General features: G+C 62.1%; 13 protein-coding genes and 1 pseudogene. 6 read left to right on the top strand and 8 right to left on the bottom strand.

Annotated elements, in window-relative coordinates; translation table 11 throughout:
* Positions 1-141: 141 nt before the first annotated feature.
* Positions 142-594 (top strand): hypothetical protein, encoded by a 453-nt coding sequence (locus ON753_RS02540; RefSeq protein ID WP_265960986.1) that lies wholly within the window; start codon positions 142-144, stop codon positions 592-594.
* Between the two features lie 35 nt (positions 595-629).
* Here the strand turns inward: ON753_RS02540 and ON753_RS02535 are convergent, their stop codons facing one another.
* The 8 genes and pseudogenes from ON753_RS02535 to ON753_RS02500 form a co-directional block, all read right to left on the bottom strand.
* Positions 630-851, bottom strand: coding sequence for a hypothetical protein (locus tag ON753_RS02535; protein WP_265960985.1), 222 nt, complete (start codon positions 849-851; stop codon positions 630-632).
* Positions 848-1,360 (bottom strand): transposase, encoded by a 513-nt coding sequence (locus tag ON753_RS02530; RefSeq protein ID WP_265960984.1) that lies wholly within the window; start codon positions 1,358-1,360, stop codon positions 848-850. The genes ON753_RS02535 and ON753_RS02530 overlap by 4 nt, the downstream gene beginning before the upstream one ends.
* A 332-nt stretch (positions 1,361-1,692) precedes the next feature.
* A complete protein-coding gene (locus ON753_RS02525; protein ID WP_265960983.1) occupies positions 1,693-3,039 on the bottom strand; it encodes an HlyD family type I secretion periplasmic adaptor subunit in 1,347 nt (448 codons plus the stop codon).
* Between the two features lie 58 nt (positions 3,040-3,097).
* Positions 3,098-4,825 (bottom strand): annotated as a pseudogene (locus ON753_RS02520) (type I secretion system permease/ATPase); the annotation flags it as partial.
* On the bottom strand, positions 4,786-5,445 hold the full coding sequence (locus ON753_RS02515; RefSeq protein WP_265961354.1) for a hypothetical protein: 660 nt from the start codon (positions 5,443-5,445) through the stop codon (positions 4,786-4,788). The gene ON753_RS02515 and the pseudogene ON753_RS02520, both read right to left, overlap by 40 nt.
* A gap of 203 nt (positions 5,446-5,648) precedes the next feature.
* The gene (locus ON753_RS02510; protein WP_265960981.1) at positions 5,649-6,743 is read right to left on the bottom strand and encodes a hypothetical protein; all 1,095 of its coding nucleotides are present in this window, start codon (positions 6,741-6,743) and stop codon (positions 5,649-5,651) included.
* Positions 6,744-7,751: 1,008 nt separating this feature from the next.
* A complete protein-coding gene (locus tag ON753_RS02505; RefSeq protein WP_265960980.1) occupies positions 7,752-8,789 on the bottom strand; it encodes a hypothetical protein in 1,038 nt (345 codons plus the stop codon).
* A 561-nt stretch (positions 8,790-9,350) separates the two neighbouring features.
* Positions 9,351-10,208, bottom strand: coding sequence for a LysR family transcriptional regulator (locus ON753_RS02500; RefSeq protein WP_265960979.1), 858 nt, complete (start codon positions 10,206-10,208; stop codon positions 9,351-9,353).
* A gap of 114 nt (positions 10,209-10,322) precedes the next feature.
* Between ON753_RS02500 and ON753_RS02495 the strand changes: the two genes are divergently transcribed.
* Genes ON753_RS02495 through ON753_RS02475 form a run of 5 tightly spaced genes read left to right on the top strand, consistent with a single transcriptional unit; the run spans position 10,323 to position 15,111 of the window.
* Positions 10,323-10,922 (top strand): amino acid synthesis family protein, encoded by a 600-nt coding sequence (locus ON753_RS02495; RefSeq protein WP_265960978.1) that lies wholly within the window; start codon positions 10,323-10,325, stop codon positions 10,920-10,922.
* Positions 10,894-11,673: an alpha/beta fold hydrolase gene (locus ON753_RS02490; RefSeq protein ID WP_265960977.1), complete on the top strand. Its 780-nt coding sequence runs from the start codon at positions 10,894-10,896 to the stop codon at positions 11,671-11,673. Before ON753_RS02495 ends, ON753_RS02490 begins: the two co-directional genes overlap by 29 nt.
* Entirely contained in the window at positions 11,670-12,593 is a 924-nt protein-coding gene (locus ON753_RS02485; protein ID WP_265960976.1) for a flavin reductase family protein, read from the top strand. Before ON753_RS02490 ends, ON753_RS02485 begins: the two co-directional genes overlap by 4 nt.
* Before the next feature lie 3 nt (positions 12,594-12,596).
* On the top strand, positions 12,597-13,631 hold the full coding sequence (locus ON753_RS02480) for an LLM class flavin-dependent oxidoreductase (RefSeq protein ID WP_265960975.1): 1,035 nt from the start codon (positions 12,597-12,599) through the stop codon (positions 13,629-13,631).
* A 10-nt stretch (positions 13,632-13,641) separates the two neighbouring features.
* The gene (locus tag ON753_RS02475; protein WP_265960974.1) at positions 13,642-15,111 is read left to right on the top strand and encodes an aldehyde dehydrogenase; all 1,470 of its coding nucleotides are present in this window, start codon (positions 13,642-13,644) and stop codon (positions 15,109-15,111) included.
* Positions 15,112-15,115 lie beyond the last annotated feature (4 nt).

Below are 15,115 nucleotides of genomic sequence, written 5' to 3'. Positions count from 1 at the left end.
TAAACAGGAGCCCGGGAACGTCTTTATTCTCCCGGCCTGATACTGAAAATGGTATCCTTCCAGGGTCAATTTGAGCTCTCGGTGACACAAGCGAATGTCATGCTGGAATTCTGGAAAACGTGGCGGGCCCGAAAGGCCGCGGTGACAAGTATTCGTCCACTCGTGGACCGTACGCGCTTCACCAATGGCGACATCGCCGACGATCAGTGGCTCGATGCCTATATGGTCGGCTTCCTGACGATGCTCATCACTCTGATAGCGCAGCGCCGCGTGCAATCGATCGGTTCGGAAGCCCTTGGCATCGTTCAGGCCGCCGCATGGCGGGATATTACCGGACTTCCCGGGGAGCTCATCGGCGAGGAGGCCTGCCTTCTGAGCGCCGACAGTCACGGCGATTTCGAGCAGGGGTGCCGGAATGCGGCCACGCTCTATTCTGTCCTGATGGCACAGGGGCAGGGATCCACTGCCGCCACCGCGACTGTGGAAGAGGATGCGGCCGGTTTGCTTCCCGCCCTGGATGACAGCGATATCCATGCTCTTTGGTCGGACTATTTCGAGCGGCCGATATTCGGCGCGGCACCATGTAATCGATGACCCGCTGGCCGGTGTGCTGCCGGCCAGCGGGTCATCTACTTCCGCGGTTTCCTGCGAACCGGCAGGATCCGGCGCAACACGGACTGAAACCTGTTTTCGGCGGCCGCGTCGTCAAGCTCTTTCGCCTGATCGAGGAACGTCTCGTATTGGTCCGTTCCGTGATCCCCGCTGTCGGGGACGGGCGCGTCGCTCTCCTGCGGCTGCGGTTTGCCGTCCGCCTTTTCCTGTTTCCGGTCGTCCTTGCCGCCTTTCGTCACGATGCCCCCATGGATGAGAAAAAGTCTCGGATCGCCGGCAGGCGACGCTGCGGGGGTGCCTCTTCAAGCTGGCCGGGTTTCCTGCCCGCAGACGGAATGCAGGATTTCGGACCGGCTTTCGTGCCCGACTTGCGCGGCTGCGAAACGAGCATTGCCTTGTGCAGGCGGTGGGCAATCACCTTGGCCGTTTTCGCCGAAATCCCCAGGGCCTGTTCCAGTTCCCTCACCGGCATGAGGGAGTCCGACTGCGCAATCAGATAGATGGACTGCAACCAGACATGCATGGGCAGCCGGCTCGCTTCGAAGATCGTCCCGATCTTGACGGTGAACGGGCGGTGGCAGTGGTAACATTTATAGGTGCCGATCCGCGTCGTTGCGCCATTGAGCTTGCGAATATTGTCGCACGTTCCGCAATGAGGGCAGACAGGCCCCTTGGGCCACATCTGAGCTTCTACGAACTCATACGCTGCAGCTTCATTCCAAAAGTATTTTTCCGATAAAATGGACATAATAAATACTCCTACTCACGTTTCGAGCGTCTCCAACGCCTTTCTTGTTCTGGGACCCGCAAAGAGGGTCGTGTGTCAGAGGGGGCCGCGGCAATCGTAGATTACCGGGATTGGATGCTGGCATTTTACATGCACTAGTGACATCGCGTTATAGTCGTTGTTGTCTGTATGCTGATTTATATCAATGAAGATAGAACATATTATTGGCATTTCCCCGGACGGTCCAAAGTACAGGCCAGCGCATTTGCCTCCGTTCGATTTGCCGGCACGCGGAACGGCCATTCGTTTCGACAACACCGGACAGCGGCTCGTGCGTGACCTTCCTGGCATCTTCATGGCTCCCGGAAGGCCCGCGTCATGGAATCGCGGACCGGTTCGGTCAGATACTCAAAGAACGTCCGTTCAGCTGTCGTGATGTAGACCTCGGCCGGCATGCCGGGTGTCGGCGTGAAGTCGCGTACGAGGTCGCGGGCCGAGCGGTCCAGACGGACACGGGCGACATAGGCATCCGGCGCTCCGGATTGTTGCTGACCGGACTTGTCATTCGGCAGGGCATCGGCGGAAATATAAATTACGGTTCCATCGACCATGGGCGTGACGCGCTGACTCAGCGCGGTCAGCCGCACGGTCGCGCGCTGACCCTTCTGCACGCTGTCGATATCCTGCGGGCGAACCGGAACCTCGATGAGCATTTCTTCCTGGACCGGAACGATCTCCAGAACGCTTTTGCCTGCCTCGATCACGCCTCCCGAGGTGTGGTAGCGCAGTTTCACCACGATGCCCGCAACGGGAGCGGTTATATTGACGCGCCCGACAATGGCCCGGGCTGTGCGCACCCGCTCGCGCACGTCGTCCAGTTCGGCGTGGACCTCATGCAGCTGGTCCACCGCCTGCTTGGTCGCCGTATTGCGCGCCACTTCGATCTGCTCCCGGATACGGGCGATCCGCTCGCGGGCATCACCGATCTCACCGGTCAGGCGGCCGATTTCGCCTTGCAGGCTGGCCTTTGAACGGCGCAGGGCAAGAAGCTCGGGCTTGCGGATCAGACCGCTGTCCAGGAGGGCCGATTTGTCGACCAGCTCCTCATCGATCAAGGCAAGCTGATCCCTGACCGACTGGAGCTGTATCCTGCTGCCGCCAATCCGCTCCTTGAGCGCGTTTATACCGTCTTCAAGGGTTGCGATCTCACTGATCAGCGTGTTCCTGCGCGCCTGAAACGTCAGGCTCTGGGCGTCGATGATCGACGCGATTTCCGGATCGTTCCCGCGTCGCTGAACCAGGTCTTCCGGCATGTTGATTTCCGGCTGCCAGTTCATTTCCGCCTGGAACCGGGCTTCCATCGCCTCCAGGCGGGCCTGTCGCAGTTCGAAGCGCCGCAATTCGGCGCGCGGCGCGACGTCATCCAACACGACGAGGGATTGGCCCGGGACCACATGGTCCCCCTCGCGCACCTTGATCTCCTTGATGACGCCGCCTTCGAAATGCTGGACGGTCTTGTTTTCGCCGGTGGCCACGAACACGCCCGAGCCGACGATGGCACCGGTGATCGGGGCGGCGTTGGCCCAGATGCCGAACCCGAAGACGCAGCACACGAGCAGGCCGTAACCGAAGAGCCTCGCCTTGCGGTTCGCCCTGGCAATCCGGCGGTCCCATTCATCGCTTAGTGCCAGATAGGACATGATCTCAATGCTCCTGCAATAGAACCCGAAACAGCTTCATTTCGGTCCAACCGTGCCTTTATTGCGGCGGAAGGCTCGCGCCTCCGCCTTCCACTGCGCCACCGTTCCGCAGCACCTGCATCATCTCGTCGCGCGGTCCGAGCGCCTGGACCGTGCCGTCCTTCAACAGCATGATCCTGTCGACATTCCTGAGCAGGCTCGGACGCTGCGTGATTGCGATAACTGTGATTTCCTTGGCCTTGGCCCGCGTCAGCGCACGGGCAAGCGCGCGCTCGCCCGGCACGTCGAGATTCGAATTCGGCTCGTCCAGCACGACCATGCGCGGGTCGCCGAAAAAGGCCCTGGCAAGACCGATCCTCTGCTTCTGGCCGCCGGAGAGCGGAGCTCCGTCGACGCCGATCATGGTTTCATAGCCCGTTGCGAACTGGGAAATCATTTCGTGAACATCGGCGGTATCGGCGGCATCGTAGATCTGCTCATCCGTGGCGTCCTCGCGCATGCGGGCGATGTTGGCCTTGATCGTCGCAGGGAACAGCTGCACGTCCTGCGGCAGGTAGCCGACGCTCTCGCCGAACTGGCGCGGGTCCCAGTTGCGAAGATCCATATGATCGAGGCGGACATTGCCCGCAGTCGGCACGATCGAGCCGACCAGCATCCGGCCCAGGGTCGATTTGCCCGAACCGGAAGCACCGACGATGGCCAGCGACTCGCCCGGCTCCAGATGGAAGGAGACGCCGTTCAGGATCACTTTCTTCGTCGGCGGCGGGACATAGAGCACGCGCTCCACCGTCACCCGTCCTTGTGCACGGGGCAGGCGCAGGCGTTCCAGGTTGAGGGGCGAATTCAGCAGCAGCGTCTTTATGCGGGCAAAGGAAGAGCGGGCCTGGATGAAACCCCGCCAGCCCTCGATGGCGCCTTCGATCGGAGCCAGAGCACGGCTGCCGACAATCGATGCCGCGATAAGCATGCCGCCCGTCAACTCGCTGTTCAGCGCAAGCCATGCTCCCCAGCCGAGCATGCCGATCTGCGTGCACAGGCGGATGAACTTGGACAGGGACGACATCAGCACGTTGCGGTCCTGGGCAATCACCTGGGCTTTCAGCGACTCCAATGTCTCGCGTCCCCAGATCTGGACCCCTTCGGGAATCATGCCCATGGCGTTGATCACCTGCGCATTGCGCGACATGGCGTCGGCCTGGAGGTTCGCCCGCGTGCCATAGGCGTTGGCCTGGCCGAAAGGAACTGCCGTCAGCTTCTGGTTTACAAGTGCAATCACCAGCAGGAGACCGCCCGTGCAGGTAACTATGAAGCCCAATTGCGGATGAATGAGGTAAACCGCCAGCAGATAGATCGGAATGATTGGAATGTCGAAAATGGTCAGCAAAACCGGCCCGGTGATGAAATTGCGCAGGTGCTGCAGGTCGCCGAGAGTCTGATATTCGCGGTTTGAGCCGTTCTGGGAAGCCCTTGCGGCTGCGCTGAGGACAGAGGGACCGAGCCGCGTCTCCGTTTCGACGGCAATGCGCATCAGAAGGACGCGCCGAACCATGTCCAGCAGAACATGGATGAGCAGGAAACCGACGACCAGCGCCGACAGCATGATCAGCGTGTCGGTGCTCCGGCTGGTCAAGACCCGGTCCGAAATCTGGAACAGGTAGATGGGAATGCTCAGCACCAGCGCGTTGACGAAAAAGGAAAAGATCGCGACCGTTACGAGGCCGCGGCGGCACCCGGCGAGGCCCTTGGTCAGGACATCGCGAAAGTTCTGATCGTAGTAGCGCTTGCCGAGGTTGGGATTGGCGGCCGGCCTGCCGCCACCCGGTCCGCTACCGCCGCCGCCACCGCGGCCACCCGACCCGCCACCGGTGCCCGATCCCTGTCCGCCCCCGGCATCCGCCTGGCGAAGGGATCGTGAGGGCTGATCCGAACTCTTGTCCGAACGCGAGGGGGGATCTGCGGTAAGGGCTGATCCTTGACGGGCCGGGCCGGGTCGACACGGGCATCCGGCGCTGCCTTTGCTTCCAGATTGACGATCCGGTTCTGTTCGGCCGGATCCTCGGCATCGGCCGCACTTTCGCCGTCCACGACGCGAAGTTTCGGAGCGCTTGCATTCCTTGCCGAGGCCGGGCTGGAGACCCACAGCAGAGACTGCTCCGCCTCGACCACCTCGATCATCGACCGGATTGCCTCATTGGTCTCGACAAATTCGGCGATCGCCGGGTTCTCGGCCTGCCCGTCGCGGCGAGTTGTAGCGTCTTGCGCCGGTTCGGCGTCGTTCTGCCCGGCTTGAGCGTCCGGCGCTCCGGTCTCTCCGGATGGAGCGATATCGGGCTGCAGTGCGGCCGTGGCAATGGCGACATTGCCGTTCCCGGCCGGGCGCGCCATCGCTTCGTCATGCTCACGCATGCGGCCGACACGTGTTTGAATAATTGTGTCCCCTCCAGCGGGAAGGGGGCCCACGGTTCCGGTTTCGGCCCGACTGTTGTCAACGGTATTCGGGCCGGCATTCTGCTCGCCAAACCTCATCGAAACTCTCCCCACCCGTCGTTTTCGCCTTGTTTCACCGGCAGACGGGTACACGCTCAAAAAGTCTTCAAAAAATTATGCATTCAGGCCATTAAGTGGCCGAGTTCGTCGCCGCCTGAGGACATCGGCATCACCCCGGCATCCACCTGGCCCTCCTCCTCTTCGCCGGCGTAGGCGAAGGCGACGACTTCGCTGGCCAGCTCACTGGAATCTCCGTAAATCACCTCATCGTCTTCGGCGCTGATGATGTTGGTCTGGACCAGTGTCCAGTCCTCATAGGCCTCACCGCCGACATACTGATCGCCATAGGCCCCGACATCGATGATGGTGGCGAAGTTTGTTGCGGTGTTTCCGCCCGTCGAAACGAACTGGTCCGTGCCGTTGCCTGCGATCTGCATCGCCGCATCGGCGTCCGCGACGAGATTGAGCTGACGGATGTAGTTGATGTCGTAATAGTCACCGGTCACGAACAGCACATTCATTTCCGTCGAGCCCGATCCGGAATAGGACCACCATTCCTCGGGCGGGATATCATCCCGCGTCTCCAGGCTCCGGATGAAGGCTTCGAAGTCGGACGATACGCCGGCATACCCGTCCAGGCCGTAATAGGAGATGGCGGCTTCGTTCGAGAGCTGGTTCTGACCGCCATAGATCGTCTGGGCGCCGCCCTCGCCGGGAGCGGTCATGGTCATCCAGTCATTGTCGAGCAGGATGTTCGTCTGATGGATGAAATTGCCGGCGTGGTAGTTCCCCAGGACAACGATCAGGTCATAGCTGTTGCCGAAATCTTCCACCTGTACGGTGTTTGATTGCCCATTGGCGTCGACCATCACCCGATAGTAGGCACCGGTCGTTGTCTGGCACACGATGTCGTTCGAATAGAGGGTGTTTTCCTGATACAGGGTTTTGACGTCGTAGTAGTTCCCGTAGGAAATATCGATATTCCAGTGGAACCCGGTGAGGCCACGATAGTCGACAACCCCGTCGAGCAGCGCTTCTTGCGAGAGCTCCGCCGTATTCGTGGCCTCGTTCTGGTTGAGGGCAACAAAGGCCTCCGGCCCGTTTCCTCCAATTCTGACGTGATCGCTGTCGGAATAGACATTGGTCTGGACAACGGCATTGGTCCGGTACGAGTTGCCCAGGACAACGAACGTTCCGCAGGCTTCGTCGAAATCCACGATGACGGCGCCGTTATAGGCTGTGTTGCTGCCGAGCTCGGCCGCCTGCGAACCGGGATCGCCCGGTTGCCAGTCGTCTGGCTGGCCGGGGAGGGGCGGGGAGCGCCGTCGCGGCGCGCGTCGTCTTCCTGACCCACAGGCTCTTCGGTCTCCGGATCCGCTTCGGGCCCGCCTGTTTGCAGGATCCCGTCCACGTAAACGCCGAACTCCAGATGTGCCGGCGCCTCTCCGGAGGCAGCACTGTCTGTCTGCATCTCAACCACGCTTGACGCGACGTCCGGGATGCTTCCACTCATCGAGGGGAATAGCTCCTCGGCTCCCGCGCTTGCGGCAAGGCCGCGCAAGGAACTGATTTCAGCGGCGATGTCGATTCCGGCAACCTCTTCGGTTGTGAGACCGAATCTCACGCCAAAACGGTCGTTGTCGCTGAGAAAATTGATCTGATCGACGTCGACATTGGTCTCGTCGCCGCCTTCCTGGCGCCTGAGGCTGGTGTCCCGGCCGGCGCCGGTCATGTCGATCTGGAAATCCGCGTTCGGCACCCGGTGAAAACGGGAAATCGAGCCAAGGGCGAAATCGGCCGGCTGGACGTCGCCGGCCACGTTCCGCAACTCATTGGCCGCTGACAGGTGCACGGCCTGATCGAAGACCGGCCAGTGCACGTCGCCTCTGCCCGAACCGAGTTCGTCCAGGTCATCGATATCCTGGTCTTCAACCGGGCTACCGGGTTCATATTCCGACGCAGCCTGGGCGGCGTTCATGTCCTCGTATAGCTCCCGCGCACGGGCAACTTCGTCCGTGAGGTGCAGGTAGCCGGCAAAGTGCCAGATCAGTTCGGTAACGCCTGAATGCAACATCGTGGCTTCCTTCCCCGTTCCTGGGGTTGGTTGCGGCGGGAAGCGGCCAGGTCTTGCCACGAAACGGGCGCAACCCTGTACTTCCTCGATACGCGCACAACAACGACCGGCCCGCGCAAAGTGATTGCGCGAGCCGGCGGTATTGATCCGGTTATACGGAGTCGCTGTCGTCGTAGACCGACTGGTTGCCGCCCACGATTTCGCTGTTGTTGTACTGGACGTTGGCACCCATCACGATGTTCTGCGTGAAGGCTTCCTGGTTGATGATGCCGTCCGCGGTTGCAGAACCGACACCTTCGTTCGTGCCGTCATCGCCAATGCTCGCGGTTGCGTGGTTGGCACTGGATGCGCCGCCGGTAGCGGATGCGGCCTGAACGAAACCGCCGCCCAGATCATCATTGCCAAGGCCGATATCACCGACCAGGCCATAGCCGGCCTGGCCGCCGTCGAACGACACATTGGCAAAGCCCTGGTAGTCGTTGTCGGCCATGTTGTTGATCTGGTCGAGGTTGAAGTTGTTGCCGTTGGTCGCCGTCTGGACGACCGCATCAACCTGCGCCACCGAATCCTCGATGCATTCGATGCCCATGTCTTCGACGTCGATGAAATCGCTGTCGCTGGGCAGGGAATCGAGATCAAGGTCGACGCTCACGTCGATATCGGTGTCCACTTTGGTATTGACTTCGGTATCGACTTTGCTTTCGACTGTATTTTCGACGTCGTTATCGACATCATTGTCGAGTTCATTATCGACCGTGTTCTCGTTGGCGTTGATATTGGCGTTGCCGTTCAGGTTGCCGTTGGCATTGCCGTTGCCATTCAGATTTCCGTTGGCATTGCCGTTGCCATTGGCATTGCCGTTCCAGGATGAAGAGTGCAGATCCTGGACGGCAGCCTGAGTGGCGGACTGACCGGCATACTGGCTCTGTCCCTGGTGCTGTCCCTGGCCCTGGCCCTGGTGTTCAGACTGGCCTTGGCCCTGGCCCTGGCCCTGCCCCTGCAACTGTGCCTGAAGTTCAGCTTGGCCCTGGAGCTGGCCCTGGGCTTCGAGTTGGCCTTGAGCCTGGTTTTGACGACCGCGTGACATGGTAGTACTCCTTGGTTTGGACGCACCTTTCCTGTCGCCAAACCACCAATCTTCTGCGTCGGTGGAACTGACGTTGCAAACAAGGCGCTGTTTCGGTTTCAATTGACCGGGTTGTTGACCAGGCCGTCTCCTCGAGTGCATGAGGCGCCGGTAGTCAGGTCCCGGTTGTCAATGCCGCGACGAAATTGCGACCGGCATCTTCCTGCTTCGTGCCGGAGGCACATGGCCATCCGGTGATATCGGCCGCTACCGCGGTGAGACAGAAAAATAACTCTGCGGCACTTGGCGGTTGCGGCCGTTCAGAAAGACAGAAATACAGCCTTCAAGCATCTTGCTTGCCGATAGAATTTCCGATTTTCCGAACAGGCCAGGACGTTGTTGCCGATTGCGATAATTGCTGCGGGCAAACCGTCGCGGCAACTTCGTCCTGATCCGTATTGATAGTGTGAATATTCCGTAAATTGGTCAATGACGATAAATATTCTTCTTTAGATAAATCAATTCAACGGAACTTGGCGTACCGGGACGAAATCTCGATCGCCGCGCCGAATACCTCCCTGATTCTGCAACCGCCACCTCTCCTTGCCGGTTGTGCGGAGGTAGCCGTAAGCTTCAGATTTCACTATATGAATTTTGTTCGCGCTGTCGGCGAGGGCGCGCGGCTTATCCGGCTTCAGAAGGGGACAACTGCGCGTGGAGCCAGTCCACGAACGCGCGTGCCGAGGAGGTCGTGTCGTTGTGGCGCAGAAAATAACCTTCCTTGCCTTCAATCGTCACGTCGTGCGCCTGCAGGAGGTCGCCGTTTGCAAGCTCGCGCCCCACGAGGATCGAACTGGCCAGGGCAATTCCCAGGCCCTGTTTCGCCATGCGCAGTGCAAGACCATAGGAATCCGCAAAGAGCGACGGCCTCAGTCCGCTGATGCCGGCTGACCGGCCCCAGGCCGCCCACCCGCCGGTCGTGCCGATGGTTTCGATCAGCGGCAACTCTCCGATGCCGCCTGCAAGGTCCGGAGATTTCAATGCCACCAGCCGGTTCGGGAGCAGTTGCCGGGCACCCGGACCGGCCTGTTTTGCCGAACCGAACCGGATCTGCACGTCCGCATGGGTGACCGCGAACTCGTCCGACCAGACCGCGCTGATGAAGCGGATCGCAAGGTCCGGGTGGTCCGCCTGAAAGGCCGGCAATGCCGGAACGATCACCCAGTCGATCATGCTGATGGAGGCTGCAATGGTCAGTTGTTCGTCATGTTCGCCGATTTCGAAACGGCCGGTCGCCCTGGCAAGGGTCTCGAGCGCGGCCTCGACCTGGGGCAGAAGGTTCCGCCCCGCGTCGGTCAGGGCCAGACCGCGTGCCTGGCGGATGAAAAGCGTGGTGCCGAGACGAGTTTCCAGCGCGCGGATCTGCTGGCTGACGGCCGATTGCGTCATGCCGATTTCCTCGCCCGCAGCGGTAAAGCTGAGGCGCCGGGCCGCAGCCTCGAAGGCGCGGAACCAGTTGAGTGGCGGCAGGGATTTCGACATGCGCAAGCGACCCATTAGTAGAACTTATAGCTGAGGCATAAGAACATTCGTTTGTCGAAAATGTCCACCCGCCGCATACCGGAATGCAAGGTCGGTTCAGGGAGGGAGGAAAACATGCAGCCGGACATCCGGAAAATCGTGACATTCGACGAAGAGACCCTGATCGAGGGCTTTCGCCCTGCGGCGACGCCATGGCGCATGTTCGCGGTGGCCGCCGTGGTCAGGAACCCGTGGGCCGGACGGTTCGTGGAGGACCTGAAACCCGAGATCTACGCCTATGGCCCGGTCCTCGGCGAAATGCTGACGGCGCGGATGATTGCCCTGGCCGGCGGCGGCGACCGGATCGAGGCCTATGGCAAGGCGGCGGTCGTCGGTCTCGACGGCGAGGTCGAGCATGCCTCCGGCCTGATCCACACCCTGCGCTTCGGTAACCACTACCGGGAAGCCGTGGCGGCAAAATCCTATCTCTCCTTCACCAACACCAGGGGCCCGGCCAATGCGCCGATCATGGTGCCCCTGATGGACAAGAACGATGCCGGGCGCCGCTCCCATTATCTGACCATCCAGTTCGCCATTCCCGATGCGCCGCGAGCCGATGAAATCGTGGTCGTCCTGGGCGGCGCCACGACGGGACGGCCGCACCACCGGATCGGCGACCGCTATCAGGATCTGAAGGAGTTGGGTCATGACGTGGACAACCCGGCCGCGGTCTGAAGAGGCGGGAGTTGCCTTCGTCGAGGCAGGCGAGGGGCCGCTTCTGCTGTTTTTGCACGGGGTGGGCCTGAGGGCCGAGGCCTGGGGTGCGCAGATCGATGCTTTCAGCGACCGCTTCGAGGTCCGTGCCCCGGATCTGCCCGGCCACGGCGGCAGCGTCCTGCCCGGGCGGGCGGAGCGCCTGTCCGCCTATACCGACGCCCTGGCGGCTTGTGCCACGCGGCCCTGCGTTGTGATCGGCCATTCGATGGGGGCGATGATCGCGCTCGATCTGGCCATACGCTTTCCCGACAGGGTGCGCGGTGTCGTTGCCCTCAACGCCATCCATCGGCGCACCGAGGCGGCGAGACAAGCGGTCATGCAGCGTGCGGACAGCCTCGATGGCAGGTCAACCGCCGATCCGGAGGCGACCCTCACCCGATGGTTCGGCACGGACCCCTTGCCCGCACGGGCGGCCTGCCGCAGATGGCTGACCGGGGTTGATCCCGCCGGATACCGCGCGGCCTATCGCGTCTTTGCTCAGGAGGACGGGCCGAGCGATACCGACCTCGGCCGCCTCGCCAGTCCCGCACTATTCATGACCGGCTCGCGGGAGCCGAATTCCACGCCCAAGATGTCGGAGCAAATGGCCGCTCTCGCGCCGAAGGGCGCCGCGCAGATCGTCGAAGGGGCCGCCCACATGATGCCCATGACCCATGCACAGGAGGTGAACGCCGTGATTGCCGCTTTCGCCGCAAGGTGCCTGACATGAATGCCGTCGATCCCCGCGCCCTGCGCAAAGCTTTCGGCCGCTACATGACCGGCGTGACCGTGGTCACCACAGTCGACCGGCAGGGCCGGTCGCTCGGCTTCACCGCGAATTCCTTCACATCCGTCTCGCTCGACCCGCCTCTTCTCCTGGTCTGCCCGGGGAAATTTCTGTCGAGCTATGAAGCCTTCGCGCAGTGCCGCCATTTCGCCGTCAGCGTGTTGGCCGAGGGCCAGGAGAATGTCGCCAGCACCTTTGCCGGCTACAAGGGCGATCGCTTCGCCAAAACTCCTTATGAGACGGATTGCCATGGCGTCCCTTTCATATCCGGTGCGATCGCCCGGTTTTCCTGCGAAACCCATGAAATCGTTGCAGCGGGTGACCATGCCATTCTGATCGGCCGGGTCGCCGGGTTCCACGAAGGAGACGGGCGGGGCCTCGGCTATGCGGAGGGCCGGTTCTTCAGCCTCGGGCTCGAACGGCGCGCCCATGATCCCGAAGCCCGCGTCAACCGCGCCGGAGCGATCGTCCAGCATCGTGATGCGGTGCTTCTGGAGCGCACGGCGGACGGCTACCGGCCGCCGGAGGTCACCGTTCCCGATCACGCTTCGCTGCGCAGCACGCTCGCCGTGGAACTGGTCAACCGTGGGGCAAGCGCCGAGTTGGGGCCGGTCTATTCGGTTTTCGACAGCAAGGAGCGGGCGGTTCATTTCGCCTATCTCCTCGCGACCGCCTCTACTGTTGCACCGTCCTCGGATCTCGAGGCCGTTCCGATAGACCGGCTTCAAGAGGTGCCATTCGCCTCCCGTGCGATCGGCTCGATGATGGCGCGCTTTGCTACCGAACGCCGCACCCGCAGCTTCACGCTTTATCTCGGCGACTGTGAGCGCGGCAGCATTCACCAGCAGCAGGAAAGGGTCTGACCGATGGAGTTTTCGCTCTTTGCTCATATGGAACGGCTGTCGCCGGATCAGCCGCACGATGTCCTCTATGAGGATTTTCTCGGCCTGTGCCGGATGGCCGACGAGGGCGGCATGCGGGCGATCTGGACAGGTGAGCATCACGGCATGGAATTCACCATCGCGCCCAATCCGTTCCTGTCGCTGGTCGATATCGCCCATCACACAAGGTCCGTGCGCCTCGGCACCGGCACCGTCATCGCCCCATTCTGGCATCCGATCAAGCTTGCCGGAGAAGCCGCCGCTGCCGATCTGATGACCGGGGGACGGCTGGAACTGGGCATCGCGCGCGGCGCCTACAGCTACGAATACGAACGGCTCAGTCCCGGGCTCGACGCCTGGACGGCCGGTCAGCGCATGCGGGAGACCGCGCCGATCCTGCGCAAGCTATGGGCCGGAGACTATGCCCACGAGGGCGCTTTCTACCAGTTCCCGGCCACGACAGCCTCGCCAAAACCGGTACAGCCCGGCGGGCCGCCGATCTGGATCGCCGCCCGCGATCCCAACAGCCACGAATTCGGCGTGCAGAACGGCTTCAACATCCAGGTGACGCCGCTCTGGCAGGGGATGGACGAAATCGTCACGCTCATGGCCCGCTTCAACGCGGCTTGCGAGGCGCATGCGGGTCCGCGTCCGAAGATCATGCTGCTGCATCACACCTATGTCGCGGCGGACAGCGAGGATGCGGCGCGTGCGGCCGGGGAACTGTCGCGCTTCTACTGCTATTTCGGCGCGTGGTTCCAGAACAAGCGGCCGGTTCGCCAGGGGCTGATCGAAGCGCTGAGCGAAGAGGAGATTGCGGCCAATACGATGATGGCACCTGAAAATCTTGCCCGCGACCTCACCATCGGCACCCCGCAGGAAGTCATTGACCGGATCAGGCGTTACGAGGACCTTGGCTATGACGAATTCTCGTTCTGGATCGACAGCGGCATGAGCACCGAGCGCAAACGCGCGTCGCTCGCACGCTTCATCGACCAGGTCATGCCGGCATTCGACTGAGGAGGATCAGATGCAACATTTCAGGCTCTTCATCGACGGTGAATGGACCGACGGCGCGGCGGGTCAGGCCATGGCCTCGCAGAACCCGGCCACGGGGGAGGACTGGGCGAGCTTTGCCTGCGCGGCTCCCGAAGATATCGAGCGCGCCGTGGCGGCCGCCCATCGGGCCTTGTCCGATCCGGCCTGGCGCGATCTCAGCCAGAGCGCGCGTGGCAAGCTGCTCTACCGGCTGGCGGACCTGATCGAGGAACACGCGGCGGAACTGGGCCGGATCGAAACCACCGACAGCGGCAAGCTCCTGGCCGAAACGTCCACCCAGACAAAATATGTGGCCGACTATTACCGCTATTATGCCGGGCTCGCCGACAAGATCGAGGGCGCGGTGCTGCCCATCGACAAGCCCGACATGCATGTCTTCACGCGGCGCTTCCCGATCGGCGTCGTGGCAGCGGTGGTTCCCTGGAACGCACAGATGTTCCTGAGCGCCACCAAGCTCGGGCCGGCGCTGGCTGCCGGCTGCACCGTAGTGCTGAAGGCCTCGGAAATCGCGCCCGTTCCCATGCTCGAGTTCGCGAGGCTGATCGAAGCGGCGGGCTTTCCTCCGGGGGTGGTTTCAATCCTCACCGGAGACGCGGAAAACTGCGCGATTCCATTGACCCGTCATCCCGATATCGACCGCATCGCCTTTACCGGCGGACCGGAAGCCGCTCGCCATGTGGTGCGCAACTCGGCGGAGAATTTCGCGGTCACGACGCTGGAGCTCGGCGGCAAGTCTCCGATCATCGTTTTCGAGGACGCCGATCTGGAAGGGGCGTCAAACGGCCTGATCGCCGGGAATTTCGGCGCCTCGGGACAGAGTTGCGTCGCCGGCTCGCGCGGCCTGGTGCAGCGCTCCGTCTTCGAGGCGCTGGTGGAGAAGATCGCCGCCAAGGCCGAAGCCATTGTCGTCGGCGATCCGCTGGACACCAGCACCTCCATGGGACCGCTCTGCACCCGTGCGCAGCTCGACCGGATCGAGGCGACACTCGTGCACGCGCAGGAACAGGGTGCCAGGATCCGCTTCGGCGGCAAGGCTCTGGACCGCGCGGGTCACTATATGGCGCCAACCCTGGTCGAATGCAGGTCGGCCGACACCGCAACACTCAAGGTCGAAATGTTCGGTCCCGTCATGTCGCTCCTGCCGTTCGACACGGAGGAGGAAGCGATTGCACTCGCCAACGACAGCGAATTCGGCCTCGGCTCGGGCATCTTCACGGAGAACCTGTCCCGCGCCCACCGGGTCTCCTCGCGGCTGCGGGCCGGAATCTGCTGGATCAACACCTACCGGGCGATCTCGCCTATCGCGCCTTTCGGGGGCTTCAACCAGTCCGGATACGGGCGGGAGGCGGGCATGGAGGCGGTTCTCGATTATATGCGGACGCAAACCACATGGGTGAACACTTCGGCCGCCCCGATGGCAAATCCCTTTTTGATGCGCTGAACCT

It is taken from the genome of Roseibium salinum, assembly GCF_026240905.1.
GTDB classification, from domain to species: Bacteria; Pseudomonadota; Alphaproteobacteria; order Rhizobiales; family Stappiaceae; genus Roseibium; species Roseibium salinum.
Note: the sequence above shows the minus strand (reverse complement) of the source record. Positions and strands in the feature narration are given on the sequence as shown.

What these genes read in the sequence shown, in the direction of transcription:
- ON753_RS02530 (WP_265960984.1), bottom strand. Translation starts at nt 1,360, where the DNA reads ATGTCCATTTTATCGGAAAAATACTTTTGGAATGAAGCTGCAGCGTAT.
- ON753_RS02490 (WP_265960977.1), top strand. Translation starts at nt 10,894, where the DNA reads ATGACGTGGACAACCCGGCCGCGGTCTGAAGAGGCGGGAGTTGCCTTC.
- ON753_RS02495 (WP_265960978.1), top strand. Translation starts at nt 10,323, where the DNA reads ATGCAGCCGGACATCCGGAAAATCGTGACATTCGACGAAGAGACCCTG.
- ON753_RS02515 (WP_265961354.1), bottom strand. Translation starts at nt 5,445, where the DNA reads ATGCGTGAGCATGACGAAGCGATGGCGCGCCCGGCCGGGAACGGCAAT.
- ON753_RS02485 (WP_265960976.1), top strand. Translation starts at nt 11,670, where the DNA reads ATGAATGCCGTCGATCCCCGCGCCCTGCGCAAAGCTTTCGGCCGCTAC.
- ON753_RS02475 (WP_265960974.1), top strand. Translation starts at nt 13,642, where the DNA reads ATGCAACATTTCAGGCTCTTCATCGACGGTGAATGGACCGACGGCGCG.
- ON753_RS02525 (WP_265960983.1), bottom strand. Translation starts at nt 3,039, where the DNA reads ATGTCCTATCTGGCACTAAGCGATGAATGGGACCGCCGGATTGCCAGG.
- ON753_RS02500 (WP_265960979.1), bottom strand. Translation starts at nt 10,208, where the DNA reads ATGTCGAAATCCCTGCCGCCACTCAACTGGTTCCGCGCCTTCGAGGCT.
- ON753_RS02480 (WP_265960975.1), top strand. Translation starts at nt 12,597, where the DNA reads ATGGAGTTTTCGCTCTTTGCTCATATGGAACGGCTGTCGCCGGATCAG.